The 22,363-nt window shown below is 67.8% G+C and carries 21 protein-coding genes; 19 read left to right on the top strand and 2 right to left on the bottom strand.

Going from position 1 to position 22,363, the window contains the following annotated elements; genetic code table 11:
- The first annotated feature begins 8 nt into the window (after window positions 1–8).
- The 4 genes from FU260_RS15000 to FU260_RS14985 are packed head-to-tail and all read left to right on the top strand — an operon-like array spanning window position 9 to window position 3,349.
- Entirely contained in the window at window positions 9–347 is a 339-nt protein-coding gene (locus FU260_RS15000; RefSeq protein WP_147917794.1) for an STAS domain-containing protein, read from the top strand.
- Window positions 337–1,266, top strand: coding sequence for a patatin-like phospholipase family protein (locus FU260_RS14995; RefSeq protein WP_147917793.1), 930 nt, complete (start codon window positions 337–339; stop codon window positions 1,264–1,266). Before FU260_RS15000 ends, FU260_RS14995 begins: the two co-directional genes overlap by 11 nt.
- Window positions 1,263–2,162 carry a patatin-like phospholipase family protein gene (locus tag FU260_RS14990; RefSeq protein ID WP_168211784.1) on the top strand — a complete coding sequence of 300 codons (900 nt, stop codon included), beginning with the start codon at window positions 1,263–1,265 and terminating at the stop codon, window positions 2,160–2,162. Before FU260_RS14995 ends, FU260_RS14990 begins: the two co-directional genes overlap by 4 nt.
- Window positions 2,159–3,349 (top strand): PP2C family protein-serine/threonine phosphatase, encoded by a 1,191-nt coding sequence (locus tag FU260_RS14985; RefSeq protein WP_147917791.1) that lies wholly within the window; start codon window positions 2,159–2,161, stop codon window positions 3,347–3,349. The genes FU260_RS14990 and FU260_RS14985 overlap by 4 nt, the downstream gene beginning before the upstream one ends.
- On the opposite strand, the gene FU260_RS14980 is transcribed toward FU260_RS14985, so the two are convergent.
- Complete coding sequence (locus tag FU260_RS14980; protein ID WP_147917790.1) at window positions 3,346–4,713, bottom strand: 8-oxoguanine deaminase; 1,368 nt, start codon at window positions 4,711–4,713, stop codon at window positions 3,346–3,348. The genes FU260_RS14985 and FU260_RS14980 overlap by 4 nt on opposite strands.
- A gap of 327 nt (window positions 4,714–5,040) precedes the next feature.
- On the opposite strand from FU260_RS14980, the gene aceB reads away from it, so the two are divergent.
- The 12 genes from aceB (at window position 5,041) to FU260_RS14920 (ending at window position 17,725) form a co-directional block, all read left to right on the top strand.
- On the top strand, window positions 5,041–6,639 hold the full coding sequence (gene aceB / locus FU260_RS14975) for a malate synthase A (RefSeq protein ID WP_147917789.1): 1,599 nt from the start codon (window positions 5,041–5,043) through the stop codon (window positions 6,637–6,639).
- Window positions 6,639–7,115 (top strand): thioredoxin-dependent thiol peroxidase, encoded by a 477-nt coding sequence (bcp, locus tag FU260_RS14970; protein WP_147917788.1) that lies wholly within the window; start codon window positions 6,639–6,641, stop codon window positions 7,113–7,115. Before aceB ends, bcp begins: the two co-directional genes overlap by 1 nt.
- Window positions 7,116–7,409: 294 nt before the next feature.
- The gene (locus tag FU260_RS14965; RefSeq protein WP_147919521.1) at window positions 7,410–8,306 is read left to right on the top strand and encodes an aromatic ring-hydroxylating oxygenase subunit alpha; all 897 of its coding nucleotides are present in this window, start codon (window positions 7,410–7,412) and stop codon (window positions 8,304–8,306) included.
- Window positions 8,307–8,335: 29 nt separating this feature from the next.
- Window positions 8,336–10,102: a Rieske 2Fe-2S domain-containing protein gene (locus tag FU260_RS14960; protein ID WP_147917787.1), complete on the top strand. Its 1,767-nt coding sequence runs from the start codon at window positions 8,336–8,338 to the stop codon at window positions 10,100–10,102.
- 57 nt (window positions 10,103–10,159) lie between these two features.
- Entirely contained in the window at window positions 10,160–10,774 is a 615-nt protein-coding gene (locus FU260_RS14955; RefSeq protein WP_168211783.1) for a glutathione binding-like protein, read from the top strand.
- The gene (locus tag FU260_RS14950) at window positions 10,693–12,129 is read left to right on the top strand and encodes a nucleobase:cation symporter-2 family protein (protein WP_235912477.1); all 1,437 of its coding nucleotides are present in this window, start codon (window positions 10,693–10,695) and stop codon (window positions 12,127–12,129) included. The genes FU260_RS14955 and FU260_RS14950 overlap by 82 nt, the downstream gene beginning before the upstream one ends.
- 84 nt (window positions 12,130–12,213) lie before the next feature.
- Complete coding sequence (locus tag FU260_RS14945) at window positions 12,214–13,344, top strand: S-(hydroxymethyl)mycothiol dehydrogenase (RefSeq protein WP_147917785.1); 1,131 nt, start codon at window positions 12,214–12,216, stop codon at window positions 13,342–13,344.
- Window positions 13,341–14,006, top strand: a complete 666-nt coding sequence (locus tag FU260_RS14940) for an MBL fold metallo-hydrolase (RefSeq protein ID WP_147917784.1) — start codon at window positions 13,341–13,343, stop codon at window positions 14,004–14,006. The genes FU260_RS14945 and FU260_RS14940 overlap by 4 nt, the downstream gene beginning before the upstream one ends.
- A 344-nt stretch (window positions 14,007–14,350) precedes the next feature.
- Window positions 14,351–14,848, top strand: a complete 498-nt coding sequence (gene uraD / locus FU260_RS14935; protein WP_328593028.1) for a 2-oxo-4-hydroxy-4-carboxy-5-ureidoimidazoline decarboxylase — start codon at window positions 14,351–14,353, stop codon at window positions 14,846–14,848.
- On the top strand, window positions 14,845–15,186 hold the full coding sequence (gene uraH, locus FU260_RS14930; protein WP_210418324.1) for a hydroxyisourate hydrolase: 342 nt from the start codon (window positions 14,845–14,847) through the stop codon (window positions 15,184–15,186). Before uraD ends, uraH begins: the two co-directional genes overlap by 4 nt.
- A gap of 13 nt (window positions 15,187–15,199) precedes the next feature.
- Complete coding sequence (gene pucL, locus FU260_RS14925; protein WP_235912478.1) at window positions 15,200–16,132, top strand: factor-independent urate hydroxylase; 933 nt, start codon at window positions 15,200–15,202, stop codon at window positions 16,130–16,132.
- Window positions 16,133–16,165: 33 nt separating this feature from the next.
- On the top strand, window positions 16,166–17,725 hold the full coding sequence (locus FU260_RS14920; RefSeq protein WP_147917782.1) for a nucleobase:cation symporter-2 family protein: 1,560 nt from the start codon (window positions 16,166–16,168) through the stop codon (window positions 17,723–17,725).
- Window positions 17,726–17,812: 87 nt separating this feature from the next.
- On the opposite strand, the gene FU260_RS14915 is transcribed toward FU260_RS14920, so the two are convergent.
- Window positions 17,813–18,586: an IclR family transcriptional regulator gene (locus FU260_RS14915; protein WP_147917781.1), complete on the bottom strand. Its 774-nt coding sequence runs from the start codon at window positions 18,584–18,586 to the stop codon at window positions 17,813–17,815.
- 152 nt (window positions 18,587–18,738) lie between these two features.
- On the opposite strand from FU260_RS14915, the gene FU260_RS14910 reads away from it, so the two are divergent.
- The 3 genes from FU260_RS14910 (at window position 18,739) to FU260_RS14900 (ending at window position 22,335) form a co-directional block, all read left to right on the top strand.
- Window positions 18,739–20,190, top strand: coding sequence for an NAD-dependent malic enzyme (locus tag FU260_RS14910; RefSeq protein WP_147917780.1), 1,452 nt, complete (start codon window positions 18,739–18,741; stop codon window positions 20,188–20,190).
- The gene (locus FU260_RS14905; protein WP_147917779.1) at window positions 20,190–21,428 is read left to right on the top strand and encodes a DUF6986 family protein; all 1,239 of its coding nucleotides are present in this window, start codon (window positions 20,190–20,192) and stop codon (window positions 21,426–21,428) included. The genes FU260_RS14910 and FU260_RS14905 overlap by 1 nt, the downstream gene beginning before the upstream one ends.
- Before the next feature lie 94 nt (window positions 21,429–21,522).
- The gene (locus FU260_RS14900) at window positions 21,523–22,335 is read left to right on the top strand and encodes a hydroxypyruvate isomerase family protein (protein WP_147917778.1); all 813 of its coding nucleotides are present in this window, start codon (window positions 21,523–21,525) and stop codon (window positions 22,333–22,335) included.
- Window positions 22,336–22,363: the final 28 nt, after the last annotated feature.

Genomic DNA, 22,363 nt, shown 5'->3' with positions numbered 1-22,363 from the left:
AGGAATCCATGGAGATCGAGATTCACCGCCAGGAGCATGCCGCGGTCGTGGTGATCACCGGCAGCGTCGACGGACTGACGGCGCAGACCCTGCTGGGCACGCTGCAGGGCTACGTCGAGGCGGGCCATACCCAGCTGGTCGCTGACCTGGCCGAGGTCGACTACACCAGCAGCGCCGGCCTGCGCGCGCTGCTGGCCACGGTGAAGCAGACCCGCCAGCACGGCGGCGACCTTCGCCTGGCGAGCATCAAGGCGCCGGTGCGCAAGGTGCTGGAGCTGAGCGGTTTCACCAGCATCCTGAAGGTCTACGACGATGTGCCGAGCGCACTGAGCAGCTATGCCGCCTGAGCGTGCGGGGGAGGGCTCGGTCGAGACGGCCGGGGTGCACACGGCGGCCACGGCCGAGGTGGCGGCGGCGCGGTCGTCGCGCAAGCGGGTGGCGCTGGTGATCGGTTCGGGCAGCGTGCAGTGCGCCGCTGCCCTGGGGTTGTGGAAGGTGCTGCAGCGCGAGCAGATCGACATCGATCTGCTGGTGGGGTGCAGCGGCGGCAGCCTCTATGCCTCGGTGATGGCGCTCGGGCACGATGTGGACACCTGCGAACGCCTGACCCGGGAGCTGTGGACACCGGAGCTCACCAGACGCAGGGACCTCCGCTCGCTGCTGTCCGCGGCGATGCCCCGTGCCTTCGGCTTCGACGGTTCCTTCGGCATGATCAGCGACCGGCAGCTGCTCACCACGCTCGAAGAGCTGTTCGGCCAGAGCCGCATCGAGGACACCGGTGTGCCGCTGCACATCGTGGCCACCGATGCCGCCAACGGCCAGATGGTGCCGCTGGGCAGCGGGTACGTCCGCGATGCGGTGCGCGCCAGTATCGCCATCCCGTACATCTGGAAGCCCTGGACCGTGGACGGCCGTTCGCTGTTCGACGGATGCGCCTCGGATCCGCTACCGGTGGATGTGGCCATCCGGGAGGGTGCGGACGTGATCCTGGCGATGGGGTTCGAGAGCCCGTTCCCGAAACGGGTCCGCTCGGCCACGCGCTACGCGTTCCAGGTCAACAGCATCTACACCAACAACCTGTTCCGGGCGAACTACGCCTTTCACAACCTGGCCCACCATGCCGAGATCATCCCGGTGCTGCCGGAGTTCGACCGGCCGGTGCGACTGTTCGACACGCACGAGATCCCGTACGTGATCGAGGAGGGGGAGCGAGCGGCCGAGGCACAGCTGAACTATCTGCGCCAGGCACTGGAGGGGCCGGTATGACTGCGGAACAGCCTCACCCGGCCGACGGCGTCGGCTCGCCTGGCAGGCGAACCCGGCTGGCGATCGTGATCGGCTCCGGGGGTGTGAAGTGCGCGGCCGCCGTGGGGATGTGGCGGGTGCTGCAGCGCGAGGGCATCCGGCCCGACCTCGTCGTCGGCTGCAGCGGTGGCAGCCTGTATGCCGCGGCGATGGCGCTCGGCATGGATGCGCGCGAGGCGGAGGCGCACAGCTTCCGGATGTGGCACGGGCTGTTCAGCCGGGTGCACTACCGCTCGCTGCTGCGCAGCCTCCTGCCGGGCCGGCTGGGCTTCAGTGAACGGATGGGCCTGGTCGATGACCGCGGGATCGAGACCGCACTGGCTGAGCTCTACGGCGATGCCGGCTTCGCCGATACTCGCATCCCGCTACACATCGCCGCGACCGACCTGCACTCGGGAGAACGGGTCGGGCTCTCCTCGGGCACCGTGTCCGACGCCGTCCGGGCCAGTATCGCGATGCCGCTGCTGCTCCGGCCCTGGCCGATCGCCGGCCGGCTGCTCGTCGACGGTGGCGTCTCCGATCCGCTGCCGATCAGCCTGGCGATCCGGGAGGGCGCCGACATCATCCTCGCCATGGGGTTCGAGACACCAGCGCTGGGAAAGATGAGCTCGCTGCTCGGTGTCGCCCGGCAGTCGCTGTCGATGACCACCAACCACCTGCTGCGGTCCACCTACGCCTTCTACAGCGCCGTGCACCACGCCGAGATCGTGCCGATCATGCCCGAGTTCGAGACACCGATCAGCGTCACCGACACCGACCGGATCCCGGACATCATCGACCGCGGCGAGCGCGCCACCCTGGACGTGCTGCCCTACCTGCGCCAGCTCGGTCTGGTCTCGGCCGAGGTGGCGCCATGACCGCGATGGCCGATGACCAGGCGCGAATCCTCGTGGTCGACGACACTGAGGTCAACCGTGAGCTCCTGGTGCGGCGACTGCACCGCGAGGGGCACGCCACCGCCGTCGCCGGTAACGGGCGCGAAGCGCTCGACCAGCTGAGCGACGGCACCTTCGACCTGGTGCTCCTGGACATCATGATGCCGGAGGTGAACGGCTACCAGGTGCTCGAGCAGATGCAGGCCGACGACAGCCTGCGCCACCTGCCGGTGATCCTGATCTCCGCACTCGACGACACCGAGAGCATCATCAAGGGGCTGGAGCTGGGCGCTGACGACTTTCTGCCCAAGCCGTTCAACCCGCACATCCTGCGCGCCCGGGTCGGTGCCAGCCTCGCCCGCAAACGGCTGCACGACCGGGAGCAGCTGCACGCGCGGAGCCTGGAGCGTGAGCTGGACATCGCCCGCGAGATCCAGGCCGGCTTCCTGCCGGAGACGCTGCCGACCTGTGCAGGCTGGAACATGGCGGCATGGTTCCAGCCTGCGCGCCGGGTCAGCGGCGACCTCTACGACGCCTTCGCCCTGCCGGGCGGTCGGCTCACCGGCGTGGTCGTGGCCGATGTGTGCGACAAGGGAGTCGGTGCCGCGCTGTTCATGGCGCTGGTCCGCAGCCTGATGCGGGCGTTGGCTGCGCGGATCATCACCGCCGGCGGAGAGACCGTGGCGCAGGCGCGCGAGCTGGTCAGCACGGTGAACGACTACATCGCCCGCACTCACGATCGCGACCACATGTTCGCCACGATGTTCTTCGGGATCATCGATGCCCAGACCGGCGCTCTGATCTACGTCAACGCCGGTCATGAGCCACCGGTGATCACCGGCCCGGGCGGTCTGCGCGCACAGTTGCAGCCCACCGGGCCGGCGGTGGGGATGCTGCCGGAGATGACCTTCGCCGCCCAGAGTGAGGAGATCGCGCCGGGGGAGACGCTCCTGGTCTACACCGACGGGGTCACCGATGCCGTCGGTGCCGACGGCCGGCGGTACTCCGAGGAGCGACTGCTCGAGCTCGTGGCGCACGCACCAGGCTCCGCCGAGGCGACCGTGGAGCGGATCCGTACCGACCTCGACACAGATCCCTCCGCCGGTCTGTTCGATGACATCACCCTGTTCGTCGCGCACCGAGATGCACGCGAGGTGGCACCGGCCTAAGCGCCGGCGACCAGCCGCCGAGCGACTTCGGAGTGCCGGGCGATCAGCGACTCGGTGTCCAGGCCGACCACGTGGGAGTCGACCACCCGCCAGCTGCCGGCCACCATCACCCGGTCGGCCCGCTCCACACCGCACAGCAGCAGCGCGGTCAGCGGGTCGTGCGACCCGGAGAAGGCCAGCCCTTCGGGGCGAAACAGCGCCAGGTCGGCCTGGGCGCCAGCGCGGATGGTGCCGATATCGGTGCGACCGAGGGCCGCGGCCGAACCGCGGGTGGCCCAGTCCAACGCCCTCCCGGTGGTGACGGTCTCGGCGCCGTAGCGCAGTCGTTGCAGGTAGAGGGCCTGCCGGACCTCCCGAATCATGTTCGAAGAGTCGTTCGACGCCGAGCCGTCCACGCCGATGCCCACAGGGGCGCCGGCATCCTCCAGCTCCACGGCGCGGGCGATTCCCGAGGCCAGGCGCATGTTCGAGCTGGGGCAGTGTGCCACGGCGGTGCCGGCGGCACCGAGGCGGGCGATCTCACCGTCGTCGAAGTGGATGCCGTGCGCCAGCCAGGCCCGGTCGGTCAGCCAGCCGACCGATTCCAGGTAGTCCACGGTGCGCATCCCGAAGTGCTCCAGGCAGTAGTCCTCCTCGTCGAGCGTCTCCGCCAGGTGGGTGTGCAGCCGAACGTCCAGGTCCTCGGCGAGGGCAGCGCTGTCGGCCATCAGCGTGGTGGAGACGGAGAACGGTGAGCAGGGGGCGAGGGCAATCTGGATCTGCGCGCCGTCACCTCGCTCGTGGTAAGCGCGGACCAGCCGCTCCGAGTCGGCGAGGATCGTCGCCGAGTCCTGCACCGTGTGCTGCGGCGGCAGACCACCCTCGTCCTCTCCCACGCTCATCGAGCCGCGGGTCAGCACAGCGCGCATCCCGAGCTCTCGGGCCACCTCGACCTGTACGTCGATGCTGACCTCGGCGCCGTCCGGGAACAGGTAGTGGTGGTCGGCGGCGGTGGTGCAGCCGGACTCCAGCAGCTCGGCCATCGCCACAGTGGTGGCCAGCCGCATCGCCTCGGCGTCCAGGCGCGCCCACACCGGATAGAGCGCCACCAGCCAGTCGAACAGCTTGCTGTTGGCCACCGGCGGCCAGGCCCGGGTGAGCGTTTGATAGAAGTGGTGGTGGGTGTTGATCAGGCCCGGGGTGATCACGTGCGCCGAGGCGTCGAAGGTCGCCTCCGGCACGGTCGACGGCTGCGCGCCGGAAGCGACCAGCTCGGTGACGGTGCCAGCCGTGGTGTCTACCACGATGCCACCGGCAGCGGCTTCGGACGGGGTCTCGGCGCCCAGGTGGATCGCCAACGGGTTCTGCAACCACAGTGTGCTCATTGCCGTGCTGCCTCTCTGCGGCGGCACTGGCCGGGGCGAAGCGCCGCCAGCTCAGGTGTTGCGGCGTCTGCTGCTCCGCCGACCGGACGTCCTCATCCGGCGAACGGCACGCTAGCCCGCTGACTCGATCGACGTCAAGAGGCGATAGCGGATCAGAATTTCTCTTGAGATCGAGAGACCTGGTATCGTTTTCAGAAAGCGGAAGTCCGCAATGCGGAATCTCCACTCGTCACCGATCTGGGGCAGCCTGGTTCGCTCGCCCGAGAGCGCACGTTGGCGGGCGGCGGTACCGTGGCGACCGCGGGCAGGCGCGAGGAGCTTCGAGGCATGGGAGACGAGATGGGCAACGTCAGCGGAATCGAGATCGTCGGCGATCTACCCGAGCGTGCGGAGGAGGTGCTCACCGAACCGGCCCAGGAGCTGATCGTCGAACTGCATCGGATGCTGGCCGGCCGCCGGGCCGAGGCGCTCGCCGCTCGGGAGAAGCGGGTGGCCGATCTGGCCGCCGGCGGCACCCTGGACTTCTTGGCCGAGACTGCCGACGTCCGGGCGGACGAGACCTGGCAGGTCGCCGCGCCGGCGCCCGGACTGGTGGACCGCCGGGTGGAGATCACCGGCCCGACCGACAAGAAGATGACGATCAACGCCCTGAACGCCGGTGCGAAGGTGTGGCTGGCCGATCAGGAGGACGCGAACACGCCGCACTGGAGCTCGGTGATCGGCGGGCAGGTCAACCTGTTGGACGCGATCAACCGCAGCATCGACTTCACCGCGGAGAACGGCAAGTCCTACGCCCTGAAACCGGACGAGGAGCTGGCCACGATCGTGGTCCGCCCGCGCGGCTGGCACCTGGACGAGAAGCACATCCTGGTGGACGGTGAGCCCACTTCGGGCGCGTTGGTGGATTTTGCGCTGTTCGTGGCGACGGCTGGTCTGCGGCAGATCGAGAAGGGTCAGGGCCCGTACTTCTACCTGCCGAAGATGGAGCACTACCTTGAGGCGCGCATGTGGAACGACGCCTTCAACCTCGCCTCGGACACGCTCGGTTTCGCCCGCGGCACCATCCGGGCCACCTGCCTGATCGAGACGATTCCGGCAGCTTTCCAGATGGAGGAGATCCTCTACGAGCTGCGGGAGCACTCCGCGGGCCTGAACGCCGGCCGCTGGGACTACCTGTTCTCGGTGATCAAGAACTTCCGCACCCGGGGCAAGGAGTTCCTCCTGCCGGACCGGAACGCGATCACCATGACCGTGCCGTTCATGAGGGCTTACACCGAGCTGCTGGTGCGTAGTTGTCACAAGCGCGGGGCGCACGCGATCGGCGGGATGGCCGCATTCATCCCGAGCAAGGACGAGCAGGTCAACGCCGCTGCGTACGAGAAGGTTCGTGCGGACAAGTCCCGCGAGGCCGGCGACGGCTTCGACGGCTCCTGGGTGGCCCACCCCGGCATGGTGGACACCTGCAGGGAGGTGTTCACCGAGGTGCTGGGTGAGCGCCCGAACCAGATCGACAACAAGCGCGAGGACGTGTCCGTCACGGCAGCCGACCTGCTCGATATCGCCGCCACGCCCGGCGAGGTCACCGAGGAGGGCCTGCGCAACAACATCGACGTGGCGCTGCAGTACCTGCGCGCCTGGCTCGGCGGGCTCGGTGCGGTCGGGATCCACAACCTGATGGAGGACGCCGCCACTGCGGAGATCTCCCGCTCACAGATCTGGCAGTGGCTGCACAACGAGATCGAACTCGCCGACACCCACCGGGTGGTCACCGCCGACCTGGTCGAGCAGCTGGTGGCCGAGGTGGTCCCCACCCTGCCCGGCGAGCCGTCCGACTACGACGACGCCAAGTCCTTGTTCCTGGAGGTGGCCGTCTCCGACGAGTACGCCGACTTCCTCACCGTGCCTGCCTACGAAAGGATGGCCTGATGACCACGCTGACTGCAGGGGACACTGCCCCAGACTTCACCCTGAGCGACCAGAACGGCGCCGAGGTCTCGCTGACCGAGGCCCGGGCCGGAGCGGACAAGGGTGTGATCGTCTACTTCTACCCGAAGGCGGCTACTCCCGGATGCACCACCGAGGCCTGCGACTTCCGGGACAACCTGTCCTCGCTGGCCGCTGCCGGCTACCAGGTGATCGGTCTGTCCCCGGACCCGGTCGAGGATCTGCGCGCCTTCGCCGAGGCCGAATCGCTGACCTTCCCGCTGGCCGCCGACACCGATCACTCGGTGGCCGAGGCCTACGGTGCCTGGGGTCCGAAGACGATGAACGGCCAGACCTTCGAGGGCGTGCGCCGGTCCACCTTCGTGGTGAACCCGGACGGGTCGGTGCGCCTCGCCCAGTACGACGTCGACGCCACCGGGCACGTGGCCCGGCTGCGTGCGGAGCTGCTCGGTTCCTGACGGCGACACCGTCACTGCTGCACAGGTGGCCCGGCCGCTCCGCCACGCCGGGCCGCCTGGTCGCCAGACGGAGCGGCCGATCAGGCGCCTCACGTGCACCATGTCGCCATCCGAGATCGACGCGTCGTCAGGTGCTTGCACCGCTCATCGACGCGTGTTAGTTTGCCGAACTAAGCAGCAAGCGGGAGTGACTTTCTGCTAGGTCCGTGGTTAGTGATGACCTCCGGAACGGCACCATGCGCACGGCGTGAGTGTAACGATCCCCTCCCGGTCACGGTAGAGGAAGGATCGACGATGAACTCCTTGGCTGTGCTTTCTGACGCCCGAAACTCGGCCGAGTGCCGGGATCGGGTGCTGCTGGACCTGTGGCATCCGATCGGCGCCTTGTCCCAGCTTCCCTCGCACGGAGAATGGCACGACCAGCTCTTGGGTGTTCCGCTGCGGATCGAGCGGACCGCGGGCGGCGCGTTCCGAGCGACCCGGAAGGACCGACCCGATGAGGAGCTCCCGGTCCAGGAACGCTTCAGCTACCTGTGGACCTCGCTGGGTGAGCCCAGGGACCTTTTCGATATCCCCGAGGCACACGAGGCCGATCGCCGCCTGTTGCACGCGGGATCGATCATGGTGCATACGTCGGCCGGTCGCGGTATGGAGAACTTCCTCGACATGGGGCACTTCCCCTTCGTCCATCCGGGTGTCCTGGGCGACGAGCCGCGCACAGAGGTCAAGGACTACACGGTCACGTCCTCGGTGGCCGATCACGAGATCTGGGCCACGGAGTGTGTGTTCTACCAGCCACAAGCGGCGATGGACAGCACGGAGGGGGCCGAGGTGGACTACGCCTACCGGGTGATGCACCCGAACTGCGCAGCGCTCTTCAAGTCGAACGCAAAGCAACCGGAACGCTTCGACACGGTGGCGTTGTTCATCCAGCCGCTGGACGAAGAGCACATTCGTGCGCATATGTGGCTCTGTCTCTTGGACGACGACAGTCCCGACTGGGCGTTGCGCCGGTTTCAGGTCGACATCTTCGGCCACGACAAACCCATCCTGGAGAATCAGCTGCCCCGGCGCCTCCCGCTCGACCCGCGTGCGGAAACACCGATCCGCGCGGACAAGACCGGCGTCTCCTATCGACGGATGCTGTCACAGCTCGGTGTCCGTTACGGCGTCATTCCCGGGGCGGTCTGACGATGACGACGCACGACGGCAGCAGTGTCATGACGCAGCCCAGCGACCAGCCCGACGATGAGGCTCGAGGTTTCCTCGGTGAGCTGACGAACCTGTGGCACCCGGTGGCCGCCGCCGACAAGGTGCCACAGTTCCACGTCTATCACGGTCAGCTGCTCGGCCAGGAGCTGGCGATCTGGCGTGCCGAGGACGACTACATCAACGTGTGGGAGAACCGGTGCTTGCACCGAGGGGTGCGGCTGACCATCGCGCAGAACGATGGCCGCGAGCTGAAGTGCCAGTACCACGGGTGGAGGTACGCGAACCGTACTGCCGCGTGCACCTACATTCCCGCGCACCCGGCGAACGCTCCTGCCCGCACGATCACCAATCGGACGTTCCCGACCCGGGTGGCCTCCGGGCTGGTCTGGAGCAGTATCGGCGAGCCAGTCGGTGAGCCGCCGGCCGTACCGTCCGGTCTGGTGGCGCGGCCGATGCCGGTGGCAGCGAAGCCGATAGACGTCCTGCAGGTGCTGCTGACCAGCCCGCCGCAGGTGGCGGGCCAGGACCGCGCCGCGACGCAGCAGGGTGCGCTCGGCGTCAACGTGCCGGGGGTCGCGGTCTTCTTTGTCCAGCCGGTGGACGGTGGGCGCTCCATCATCAGGACGGTGCTGGATCCCGCGCTACCGGTGCACTCGGCGAGGGGGCGGCTGGCACTGTTCCGCGCAGTGGACACCGAGCTGACCGGGATCCGCCGGCGCGCCGAGGAGCTGACCGGTCTAGGGCCGGAGCCGGAACGTCTATCGCCGAGGTACGAACCTGTCCCGGCTGAGATCTCGTCCATTCCCTCGGCAGGCGAGTACCGGGAGTTCCCCACCCGTGTCCGAGTGGTCAGTGCACGGGAGACCGCGCCTGGGATCCGCGCGTTCGAGCTGACATCGACGACGGACGTCCCGCTGCCCAGCGGGCAGCCCGGGTCGCACATCGACGTGATGCTCCCGAACGGCCTGGTCCGGCAGTACTCGTTGATCAACGGCCCCGGCGAGACCGGCAGCTACGTGATCGCGGTGCGTCGCACCCCGGACTCGACCGGCGGATCGCGTGCCCTGCACGAGTCGGTGCGCACCGGCGACGTCCTGGCGGTATCGCTGCCGCGCAACAACTTCCCGCTCCGGCAGGACCACGAGCGAACGATTCTGATCGCAGGTGGCATCGGACTGACGCCTCTGCTGTCCATGGCCCAGACGCTCCAGTACCACGGCCTGGGAGCAGAGCTCCACTATTTCGTCACGCATGCGGAGGACGTCGCTTTCCAGGAGCGCCTGGACCAGCTCGACGGAGTCCACATCCGCTCTGGCCTGAACCCCACGGCGACCGAGGCAGAGCTGCGAGCCATCCTCGGCAGGACCGAGCGGGAGCGAACCCAGCTCTACATCTGTGGCCCCCCGCCGATGCTGGATGCCATGCGCGCTATCGCGCGGGAGACTGGGTGGGCGTCGGAGAACGTCCACTTCGAGTACTTCCGCAACGACCGGCCCGTCGACGACAGCAGCCGGTTCGAGATCGTGCTCTCCCGCTCGGTGATGAACCTCACGGTCGAACCGGGCGCGACGATCCTCGAGACCGTGCGCGCCGCAGGCGTGTCCGTGGCTTCTTCCTGTGAGCAGGGCGCATGCGGTACCTGCCGGGTCACGGTGATCGGCGGTGAGCCGGACCATCAGGACGTGTACCTGGACGATGAGGAGAAGGCGGCCGGGAGGTCCCTGATGACCTGCGTCTCTCGTTCCCTGTCCCCGACGCTCACGCTCGACCTCTGAGGACGGCCCAGCATGCTGACGCTCTACGATGACGAGACCTCATCTGAAGGTTATACGGTGCGGACGCTCCTGGAGATCCTGGGTCTTGAGTACCAGTCGATCGCCCTGGAGACGTACCGGCCGGGCGACGGTGAAGTTCCTCGAGAACCGCTGACCGTGGCCGTCCGTGACTCGCCGGCCGGAGAACCGGGTCCGGTGGTCCACGGTACCGAGGCCTGCCTGTTCTACCTGTGCCGCCGATACGACTCGGACAGCCGGCTGACTGGTGGAACCGATGCCCACCGGAGCGCCCGAATCTTCGACTGGGTGTTCTTCGCGCACAGACTGGCGGACAGCCTCGCCGCCGCACGACGCTACGAGGCGTTCGGCGACCCGATCCTGTTCAACGGTCAGGGGCAAGACGTCGAGGCAGCACGAGCGCAGGGGCATCGCCTTCTCGAGCTGTTGGACCGACACTTGTGGTTCGCCGAGGAGGGCGGGCACGACTTCATCGTCGGGAACCTCTCGCTCGCCGATATCGCGTGCTTCGGCGACGTCGCCCTCGCCGAAGAAGGGGGAGTGGACCGCCAGGACTATCCAGCGATCCGGCGGTGGTGCGATCGCGTCAAACGAGTACCGCACTACCCCCTGATGCCAGGAATCTATCCGACAGGAGCGCCGGCGTTGTCATGAGTGCAGATACCCAACGGGACCGGGCCACCCCTGATGCGGTCGATGCACGGCTGCCGATCTCCAAGCTGGGAATCTACGGGTTCCAGCACGTCCTGGCATTCTTCGCCGGCGGCGCGATCATCATTCCGATCATCGTCGCATCCGCCATTGGCCTGAGTGATGATGAACTCGTCCACCTGATCAACGCGGCGCTACTGACCTGCGGCGTCGCCACCCTGCTCCAGTCGGTCGGCATCTGGAAGATCGGCGTTCGCCTCCCGCTCCTGCAAGGGATTGCCTTCGCAGGTGTTGCTCCGATGATCGCCATCGCGATGGCGGCCGGCGGAGGCGCTCACGGCCTGCGCACGGTCTACGGGGCGATCATCGTCTGCGGTATCGCGACCTTCGCGCTCGCCCCGCTCTTCGGGAAGATGGCGCGGTACTTTCCTCCGGTCGTCACCGGAACTGTCCTGACGATCATCGGACTGGCACTCCTCCCAGAAGCGGCCAACGCGGCCGTCGGCGGCAGCGGTGACGCGATGGATCCGAGCAGTACGAAGAATCTCTTGTACGCACTCGGAACCCTGGCGTTCATCGTGCTGGCCCGGCGCCTGTTCAAGGGCTTCATCGCGACCGTCGCGGTGCTGCTGGCCATGGTGCTGGGAACGGTCGTGGCGGCGTTGATCGGCGACACCGATTTCCAGGCGGTCGGTGATGCAGCGGTCTTCGGCATGGCGGTGCCGTTCCAGTTCGGTGCACCGATCTTTTCACCCAGTGCGATCCTGACGATGATGTTGGTGATCGTCATCACGGCTATCGAGACCACCGGTGCCGTGTTTGCCGTCTCCGGGATCGTCGAGCGGAAACCGAAGGCGGAGGACATCACCCGGGCCATGCGGGCCGACGGGCTGTCGGTGGCCTTCGGCGGTGTGTTCAACTCGTTCCCGTACACCTGTTTCGCCGAGAACGTCGGCCTCGTGCGCCTGACCGGAGTGAAGAGCCGCTGGGTGATCGCCGCCGCGGGGGTGATCATGATCCTGCTCGGGATGTTCCCGAAGTTGGCCGCCCTGGTGCTGGCGATACCGTCACCTGTGCTCGGCGGCGCGTCGCTGGCCATGTTCGCCATGGTGGCGGTCGTCGGTATCGAGATCCTGGGTGGAGTCGACTTCAAGGATCATCGCAATTCGATGATCGTGGCGGGCAGCCTCGGCATTGCCATGTATGTCACCGCACAGCCCGACGTCAAAGAGGCCGTGCCGACCTGGATGGCGGACCTGTTGGGCAGCGGCATCACCATCGGCGCCCTGACCGCGATCGTGCTGAACCTGGCGTTCCATCACTGGACCGGTCGGCGCAAGACCTCGATACCAGCCTAGGGTCAGTGGTTCGGGTGCACGATACGCACGGTCCGATCCGCCGGCCGGCGCAAGGAACTTCGACTGGAAGGGAGAGCTGTAGGCATGCATGAGGTCAGAGCTGTTGTGGTGAAGGGGAAGAACGAGCCCGCCACTGTAGAGACGATTCTGGTGCCCGACCCGGGGCCGGGGGAGGCGCTGGTGGAGGTGATCACCTGCGGGGTGTGCCAGACCGACCTGCACTACCAGGTGGGTGGCGTGGGTGATGACTTCCCGTTTCTGCTCGGTCATGAGGCCTCCGGTGTGGTGGCCGCTGTGGGCGAGGGGGTCACCGAGGTCGAGGTCGGCGACCGGGTGATCTTGAACTGGCGAGCGGTGTGTGGGGATTGCCGAGCCTGCCGCAAGGGCCAGCCGTGGTACTGCTTCGCCACTCACAACGCCACGCAGAAGATGACCCTGACCGATGGCACCGAGCTCTCCCCGGCGTTGGGCATCGGAGCATTCGCGGAGAAGACGCTGGTGGCTGCCGGGCAGTGCACCAAGATCGAGGGCGACCTCGCACCTGAGCAGTTCGCCGCGGTCGGGTTGCTCGGCTGTGGGGTGATGGCCGGTATCGGTGCTGTGCTCAATACCGGCGCTGTGCAGCGCGGGGAGTCGGTGGCGGTGCTCGGTTGCGGCGGAGTCGGTACTGCGGCAGTGGCCGGGGCGGTGTTGGCCGGAGCGACCACGATCATCGGGGTGGACCTGGATGAGGCGAAGCTCGCCACTGCCCGGGGTTTTGGTGCCACCCACACAGTGAACGCTGGTGATCAGGACCCGGTGGCGGCGATCCAGGAGCTGACTGGCGGTTTCGGCGCGGATGTGGTGATCGACGCCGTCGGTATCGCGGCCACGTTCAAACAGGCCTTCGAGGCGCGGGACCTGGCCGGTCGGGTGGTACTGGTCGGGGTGCCCGATCCGGGGACCACGTGGGAGATCCCGTTGGATGAGGTGTTCGGCCGGGGTGGGGCGATCAAGTCCGCGTGGTACGGGGACTGCCTGCCCTCGCGGGACTTCCCGATGCTGGTCGAGCAGTACCGGCTGGGGCGCCTGGATCTGGATGGGTTCGTCTCCGAGCGGATCGGGATCGAGGACATCGAGCCCGCGTTCGAGAAGATGAGGGCCGGGAAGGTGCTCCGCTCGGTGGTGGAGATCAACCCCGCCCCGGGCGCGGTCTCAGCAGGAGGTGCCCGATGAGCGCCGAACGCAGCGATGCCACCGGCCAGGTGCTGGTGACCCATCTGGTCACCAGCGGCACGTTCTCCCTGGACGGGGGCACGTGGGAGGTGGACAACAACGTCTGGATCGTCGGTGACGAGAGTGAGTGCCTGGTCATCGATCCGGCCCACGACCCGGTTGCCATCGCCCAGGCGGTCGGCGGGCGGCAGGTGACGGCGATCTTGCTCACCCACGGTCACGATGACCACATCCGTGCCGTCGGCGAGGTCGCGCAGCAGGTGGGGGCGCCGGTGCATCTGCACCCGGCCGATCAGCTCCTCTGGGAGCAGGTCTACCCCGGCACGACGCCGGACGGGCAGATCACCGACGGCGACACCTTCGCCCTCGGTGGGGTGGAGCTACGTGCCGTGCACACTCCCGGGCACTCGCCCGGCTCGACGTGCTTCTGGGCACCCGGGCTCGGCGCAGGCGGAGTGTTGTTCTCCGGGGACACCCTGTTCCAGGGCGGACCCGGTGCGACCGGCCGCTCCTACTCCGACTTCCCCACGATCATCACCTCCATCCGGGAGAAGCTCTTTACCCTGCCGGAGGCCACTGAGGTACTCACCGGACACGGAGACGCCACCACGATCGGGGCGGAGAAACCGCATCTGCAGGAGTGGATCGCCCGGGGGCACTGAGGTCTCCCCGACCAGGGTTGGGGCGCCGGGGAAGGTGCCCGAAGCGCGCAGCCTCGGATGCCCCGTCTCCAACGGAGGTAGCTTCCGGGATCAGAGAGAAGTTACAACTTGGCTCCGATCCCGGAAGCTACCTCCGATGCCTGGCGGGACGCCGAGCGCGCGTCACTACTTGTCAGTACTCTCTTGACATCGTCACCGAGTATGGCCTAGCGTCTGCATTCTAGAAGTTTGTTTCCACTTGACGGAAACTCTCCGAGGAAGCCATCCCGGTGTAGCACGCTCATGTGGACGGAAGAATTCGAGTCGAGTTCGGACGTCCATGCGGCGTCCAGAAGCATGAGGGTATGGCAATGGAGCTGACGGACTTCAACACTGCACCGGCCGATCAGGCCGCCGAGCTGGTGCGCGCCTGCGCCCACGTCGAGCGGTGGGTCGAGGCGGTCGTCGCGGGCCGTCCGTATGCCAGCATCGACGAGGCTGTCGACGCGGCGCAGCAGCGCGCCAATCCCTGGACCGACGCCGAGGTCGACTCGGCACTGGCGCGTCACCCGCGCATCGGTGAGCGCGCCCAGGGCGAACACACCGATGCGCAGATGTCTCGCCGCGAACAGTCCGGAGTCTCGGCCGATGCCGACACCCAGACCCGGCTGACCGAGGGAAACGCCGCCTACGAGGCGAAGTTCGGACACGTCTTCCTCATTCGCGCTGCCGGCCGAAGCGCCGAGGAGATCCTTGACTCGCTGGAGCAGCGAGTGACCCACACCCCTGATCACGAACGCCGGATCGCAGCGGAGCAGCTCCGCGAGATCGCTGCCCTCCGGCTGAGAGGAGCCCTGAGCTGATGACCTCCCACCTGACCACGCACGTACTGGACGCGTCCGCCGGCCACCCGGCCACCGGGATCGACGTCCTGCTCGAGCACAAGGACGGGGCCGGTTGGACTGAGATCGCCACCGGCACCACCAACGACGACGGTCGGATCGCACAGCTGGGTCCCGAGCGGCTGGCTTCCGGTACCTACCGGCTCACCTTCGCCGTCGCCGACTACTTCGCTGCCACCGGCACAGCTACCTTCTACCCGGAGATCACGGTGACCTTCGCCGTCGACTCCGACCAGAAGCACTACCACGTGCCGGTACTGCTGAGCCCGTTCGCCTACACCACCTACCGCGGAAGCTGAAAGGAAGACTGCCATGACCAGCGTCGACACCACCCCCCGAGAACTGACCAGCGAGAACGCCGAGATGCATGCCGCCTCGCACGGCAAGGGCGGGGTCCACCTCGTCCGGGTCGAACGGGAGGGCTCGGTCCACCACATCACCGACTACACCGTCTCCTCGGCGATCCGGGGCGACCTGGACCGCATCTACACCCACGGAGACAACTCCACCTGCGTCGCCACGGACACGCAGAAGAACCTCACCTTCTCCCTCGCTCGCGACGGCGTGGGCACTCCCGAGGAGTTCGCACTCAAGTTCGGCCGCTTCATGTACGCGGAGTGGCCGGAGATCGTCGACGGCGGTCGCTGGGAGGTCATGAAGGTCGAGTGGGACCGGATCGTCGGGGACAACGGCCCGCACGACTTCTCCTTCGTCCGCAAGGGCAAGGAGGAGCGTTACGCCGTGGTCCAGGCTGCCGGCGAGGACTTCAAGGTCGTCGCCGGGCTGAAGGAGCTGACGGTGCTGAAGTCCTCGGGCTCGGCGTTCGTCGGCTACCCGAAGGGCACGTACACCACGCTGGCCGAGACCACCGACCGGGTGATGTCCACCGACGTCTCCGCCTGGTGGGAGTACAACACTCTCGACGCCGACTGGGACGGGATCTTCGACTCGATCCGGCACATCATCCTCAGCGAGTTCGCCGAGCGGTTCTCGATGGCGCTGCAGAACACGATGTGGGCGATCAGCGCACGGATCATCGATACCCACCCGGAGATCAACACCGTCCGGCTACAGTGCCCGAACAACCACCACTTCGTCGTCGATCTGGACCCGTTCGGCCAGGACAACCCGAACGTCGTCTTCTACGCGGCCGACCGGCCGTACGGGGACATCACCAGCGAGGTCGTCCGCAAGGGCACTACCCCGAGCGAGCTGGCCTGGACCACGATCCCGTCCTTCACCTGATCAGCAGTCGACCACCATCTCAAAGGAGAGACCATGACGACCGCAGTCGAACTCCCGAAGGGCAAGCGCCCGGAGGATGCGCGCCTGGGCATCGGGGCGAACCTCGCCTACGGCATGCAACACGTGCTCACCATGTACGGCGGGATCATCGCCGTCCCGCTGATCGTCGGGAACGCCGCAGGTCTGGACTCGGCCGGCATCAGCCTGCTGATCGCCTCCTGCCTGTTCATGTCCGGACTGGCCACGGTTCTGCAGACCCTCGGTATTCCGTTCTTCGGCTCTCAGCTGCCGCTGGTGCAGGGTGTGTCCTTCGCCAACGTGGCCACCGTGCTGGCGATCCTCAGCGGCGGGAGCGATATCACCACGATCTTCGGTTCGGTGATCGTCGCGGCAGCAATCGGCGTCCTGCTCGCTCCGTTCTTCGCCAAGATCATCCGGTTCTTCCCACCGGTGGTGACCGGGACCGTCATCGCCACCATCGGGCTGAGCCTGCTGCCAGTGGCCGGCGGCTGGGCGATGGGCGGGGAAGGATCGGAGAGATGGGGTGACCCCAGCAACCTCGCCCTCGCGGCCGGAACGCTCGTGCTCGTGCTGCTGCTGAGCAAGGTCGGGATCGCGACCATCTCCCGGCTGTCCATCCTGATCGCGATCGTCGTCGGCACCGTGGTGGCCGCCCTCCTCGGGCTCACCGACTTCTCCGACGTGGGGCAGAGCGGGGCGGTGGCGATACCCACACCGTTCGCCTTCGGCGCGCCGAGCTTCGAGCTCGCGGCCATCATCTCGATGCTCATCGTGGTGATCGTGACCTTCACCGAGAGCACCGCGGACATGATCGCCCTCGGGGAGATCGTGGACACCAAGGTGGACTCGAAGCGGATCGCCGCCGGCCTGCGGGCCGATATGGCAGCGTCGGCGGTCTCGCCGGTCTTCAACAGCTTCACCCAGTCGGCGTTCGCGCAGAACGTCGGTCTGGTAGCCATCACCGGGATCAAGTCCCGGTTCGTGGTCGCCACCGGGGGAGGAATCCTGGTGGTGATGGGGCTGCTGCCGGTGATCGGTGACGTCGTGGCGGCCGTACCGCTGCCGGTGCTCGGTGGTGCGGGTGTGGTGCTCTTCGGCTCGGTGGCCGCAGCGGGTATCCGCACCCTCGCCGCGGTGAAGTACGAGGGCAACATGAACCTCATCATCGTGGCGGTCGCGATCTCCTTCGGGGTCCTGCCCGAAGTGGTCGAGGGCCTCTACGACCAGTTCCCGAGCTGGGTGCAGGTGATCCTCGGCTCCGGGATCTCGGCGGCGACCCTGATGGCGGTCACGCTGAACCTGTTGTTCAACCACCTGAGGGCCGGGACGCCGGACCAGCCGTCGGTGTTCGCCGCCGGGACAGGCCGGGTGATCACGAAGAAGCAGTTCCAGCGGCTTGCCGAGGGCGACCACGTCGAGGACGGCAAACTCGTCCGGGCGGACGGTGCGCCGGTCCCGATCGTGACCAAGGAGCAGGCGATCGCGGTCACCGAGGCCGTCGAGTCCGGCGAGATCGCCTCGGACGACGACGTCCAACGCGTCATCGAACGGACCGAGGATCCGAAGCACTGATCGGGTCGGGCCGAACGGAGCGGGCGCGTGCCTCCTACAGCGATCGAGACTGGCTCGGTCAGTAGCGGGTGTGCCCGCTCGTTCGGCTCAGCCGGCCCGGAGCAGATCGGCGATATCGCCCGCGATCTCCTGCAGCACGGGCACCGCATGGTCGCCGAACTCGAGCGTGACCCGGGCGTCGGGTCCGGAGATGGACAGTGCGGTCGGGGTCGGGGCGCCGAGCACCGGCACCGCGAAACAGCGCACCCCGATCTCCTGCTCACCGTCGTCGACGGCGTAGCCTCGCTCCCGGATCCGGTCCAGCTCGGCGAGCAGCTCGGGAACGGCGTCGATGCTCTTCGAGGTCGCCGCGGGCATTCCCGCCCGGGTGACGATGTCCTGTACCGCGGGATCGGGCAGCTGGGCGAGGATCGCCTTGCCGACTCCGGTGGAGTGGGTGAACACCCGCCGGCCCACCTCCGTGAACATCCGCATCGACCGGGTCGAGGAGGCCTGGGCCACGTACACCGCCATATCGCGGTCGATGATCGCCAGGTTCGCACTCTCACCGAGCTCGTCCGCGAGTCGGGCGAGGTACGGGCGGGCGTCAGCGCCGAACTGCCGGGATGCGGCGTCCCCGAGGCGGATCAGCCGTGGCCCCAGCGTGTAGCGCCGGGACGGCAGCTGGCGCACGTAGCCGCGGGCCAGCAGAGTACGCATCAACCGGTGGATCGTCGGCAGCGGCAGCGCCGTCCGGCCGGCGAGCTCGCTCAGCGTGGACTCCCCGCCGGCGTCGGCGAGCAGCTCCAGCAGGTCGATGGCGCGATCCACCGACTGCACGCCGCCGGTTCGCGGCTTCGCCTCGGTCTCGATGTCTGTCATCCGGAATTCCCTTTCCTCCCGAGTGATCTTACGGTCTCGCACCCGACCCGCCGAGGATCAGGGTTCCGCGTAGGTTGCTCCCGCACTACGATCACCTAGTATTCCTGATAGCGGAAACAGTACTCCACGTATTGAGAGATTGGACGGCAGTCATGGCAGCAATCCCCGGGCCCAGCTACTCGATCACCCTCAGGATCGGAGCTCCGACAGGGCCGCACACCACCACCGATATCGTCGCCACCGTGGGTGCGACCGGCGCGGCGGTCACCGCCGTGGACGTGGTGGAGTCCACCGACACCCAGATGGTGGTCGATATCTCGGCGAACGCGCGTGACGAGGCGCACGTGCAGGAGATTCGGGAGCGGATCGACGAGGTGGACGGCGCGACGGTGCGGCACGTCTCCGATGCCACCTTCCTGCTCCACCTGGGCGGCAAGCTCGAAGTCCGGCCGAAGGTCAACCTGCGCCACCGCGACGACCTCTCCCGTGCCTATACCCCTGGGGTAGCCCGGGTGTGCCTGGCGATCGCCGACCGGCCCGAGGACGCCCGGCGGCTGACCATCAAGCGCAACACGGTGGCCGTGGTCACCGACGGCACCGCCGTCCTCGGCCTGGGCGACATCGGCCCGGAGGCCTCCATGCCGGTGATGGAGGGCAAGGCTGCGCTGTTCAAGCAGTTCGGGGGTGTGGACGCCTGGCCGGTCGCGCTGGACACCACCGATACCGAGGAGATCATCCGCACGGTCAAAGCGATCGCCCCGGCCTATGGCGGGGTGAACCTGGAAGACATCTCCGCCCCGCGGTGCTTCGAGATCGAACGACGGCTGCGGGCCGAGCTGGACATCCCGATCTTCCATGACGACCAGCACGGGACGGCGATCGTGGTCCTGGCAGCGCTGATCAATGCGCTCAAAGTGGTCGGCAAGTCCCTCGCGGACGTGAAGATCGTGGTCTCCGGGGTCGGCGCAGCGGGATCGGCGATCATTCGGTTGCTGCAGGCCCAGGGCGCGAGCGACATCATCGGCTTCGGGAGCCGCGGGGCGATCACCGCCGACCACGGCTATGAAGATGAGCACCGCCAGTGGATCGCCGAGAACACCAACGCCGACGGCTTCTCCGGCACTCTGCAAGAAGGTCTGGCCGGCGCTGACGTGTTCATCGGCGTCTCTGCCGGCAACATCCTCACCGGCGGCGACATCGCCACGATGGCCGAGGAGGCGATCGTCTTCGCTCTGGCTAACCCCACGCCCGAGGTGGACCCGCTGGATGCTGCCCAGCACGCCGCCGTCGTCGCCACCGGCCGGAGCGACTATCCGAACCAGATCAACAATGTGCTTGCCTTCCCCGGCCTGTTCCGCGGCCTGCTGGACGCACGCGCCCGCTCGATCAACGACCAGGTGCTGCGCGCGACTGCAGTGGCGATCGCCGGTACGGTGAGCGACTCCGAGCGGAACGCCTCGTTCATCATCCCGAGCGTGTTCGATCCCTCGGTAGCCAAGGCGGTGGCCCGGGCTGTGGTCGAGGTGGTCCGCGCCGAACGGGAGGCTTCCGGCGAGCCGGCGCCGTTCACCGGCGCACTGCCGCTCGGCGCAGGGGAGGAGTGATGGCGGCGCTGGACGGTATCCGGGACCGGATCGAAGCGTTGCTGACCGACTCGGATGCCACCACCGCCGCTCGCTATCCGGGGGAGGCGGCCGGGCGCCAGCCGGTGCACTCGGTCTACGTTCCCGCCGATACCTTCGATGCCGACCTGCCCGCCCGCTGGGGGGCGCAGGCGCTCGAGGCGGTCGAGCAGGGCGGGGGTATCGGCCACCTGCTCCAGGTACACGGTCTGGTCTCCGACGAGTCGGAGGTGGCCACGATCGGTCAGCTGGTGCTGGACAAGCTCGCCCGGGAGCCGGTGGAGGATCTGCGGATCGACTTCGAGGACGGCTACGGCGACCGCGGCGACGACGCGGAGGACGCCGCTGTCGCTGCCGCCGTCGCTGCGATCGGTACCGCCCAGGCGGCCGGGACGGCACCCCCATTTCTCGGAATCCGGTTCAAGTGCCTGGAGCCGGATACGCGCGCGCGGGGGCTGCGCACCCTGGAGTCGTTCGTCACCGGGCTCGCCTCCGGCGGGCTCCCGGACGGTCTGGTCCTCACGCTGCCCAAGGTCACCGCCGTGGCGCAGGTGCAGGCTATGGTGCTCGCCCTGGAGGCCCTCGAAGGTCCGCTCGGGCTGCCGAACGGGCGGCTCGGTTTCGAGATCCAGGTGGAGACCCCTCAGGCAGTCCTCGGACCCGAGGGCTCTGCGCTGATCGGGCCGATGATCGCCGCCGGTGCGGGCCGAGTGACCGGGATGCCCTACGGCACCTACGACTACAGCGCCTCGCTCGGGATCGCTGCCGCCTACCAGTCGATGGAGCACCCGGCCGCGGACTTCGCCAAGCAGGTGATGCAGGTCAGTGCCGCCGGGACGGGAGTGCGGCTCTCCGACGGGTCCACCAATGTGCTGCCGGTGGGGGAGCAGGACGAGGTGGACGCGGCCTGGGCGCTGCACGGGCGACTGGTGATGCGCTCGCTGCGGCGCGGGTTCTATCAAGGCTGGGATATGCACCCGGCCCAGCTGCCCAGCCGATATGCGGCCACCTATGCCTTCTTCCGCGGCGGCCTCGCCGATGTGCTGCTCCGGCTGGAGAACTACCTGAACAACACCGGTGGTGCGGTCCTGGACGAACCAGCGACGGCGAAGGCGATGGCCGGCTTCCTGCTCCGCGGCCTGGACTGCGGTGCGGTCCGCGGGAGCGAGGTGCCCTTCGAGGTGAGTGCCCTGCGCCGTCTGCTGGGCCACACCGGTTGACGATGGTCCACCTTCTCCCGTACTCTTTCATTTAGTAGAAAATAACTTCCGCAATACGGAACATCATGGACCTGATCCGAACAAGGAGGCCGACGTGACCAACGCCCGCTACACGGTGAACTGTTCGATCCTGCTCACCGACCTGCCCCTGCTGGAGCGTCCGGCCGCTGCCCGTGCCGCCGGCTTCGACGGGGTGGAGTTCTGGTGGCCGTTCCCGACCTCCACGCCGGAGCCAGAGGACGTGGACGCGTTCGTGTCCGCGATCGCCGACGCCGGCGTCGAGCTGACCGGGCTGAACTTCAACGCCGGTGACATGCCCGGTGGGGACCGTGGTCTGGTGTCCTGGCCGGAGCGGTCGGCGCAGTTCCGGGCGAACCTGGATGCGGTCACCGCCATCGGTGAGCGCACCGGCTGCAACGGCTTCAACGCCCTCTACGGGAACCGGATCGACGGCGTGGCCCCGGCCGAGCAGGACGAGCTCGGCGCCGAGAACCTCGCGCTCGCCGCCCAGGCGGTCGCCCGGATCGACGGCACAGTGCTGGTGGAGCCGGTCTCCGGCACCCCCAGCTACCCGCTGAAGACCGCCGGCGATGCGGTCGCCGCGATCGACCGGGCCGGGGAGGCCAATATCGGCCTGCTCTTCGACGTCTACCACCTCGCCACCAACGGTGACGACGTCGACGCTGCCCGTGCGGCCTATGCGAGCCGGATCGCGCACGTGCAGATCGCCGACGCTCCCGGCCGCGACCAGCCCGGCACCGGTGAGGCCCCGATCGCACGCTGGACCCAGGACCTGCTCACCGGCGGCTACACCGGCTGGTTCGGCTTGGAGTACAAGCCCGCCACGCCGGCTTCCCAGGCGGACCCGTTCGCCTGGCTCCCGCGCGAGCAGCGCTCCGCACACTGACCCCACCCGGCCGCCGCCCCCACCCTCT

Source organism: Ruania zhangjianzhongii (assembly GCF_008000995.1).
Taxonomy (GTDB): Bacteria; Actinomycetota; Actinomycetes; order Actinomycetales; family Beutenbergiaceae; genus Ruania; species Ruania zhangjianzhongii.
Note: the sequence above shows the minus strand (reverse complement) of the source record. Positions and strands in the feature narration are given on the sequence as shown.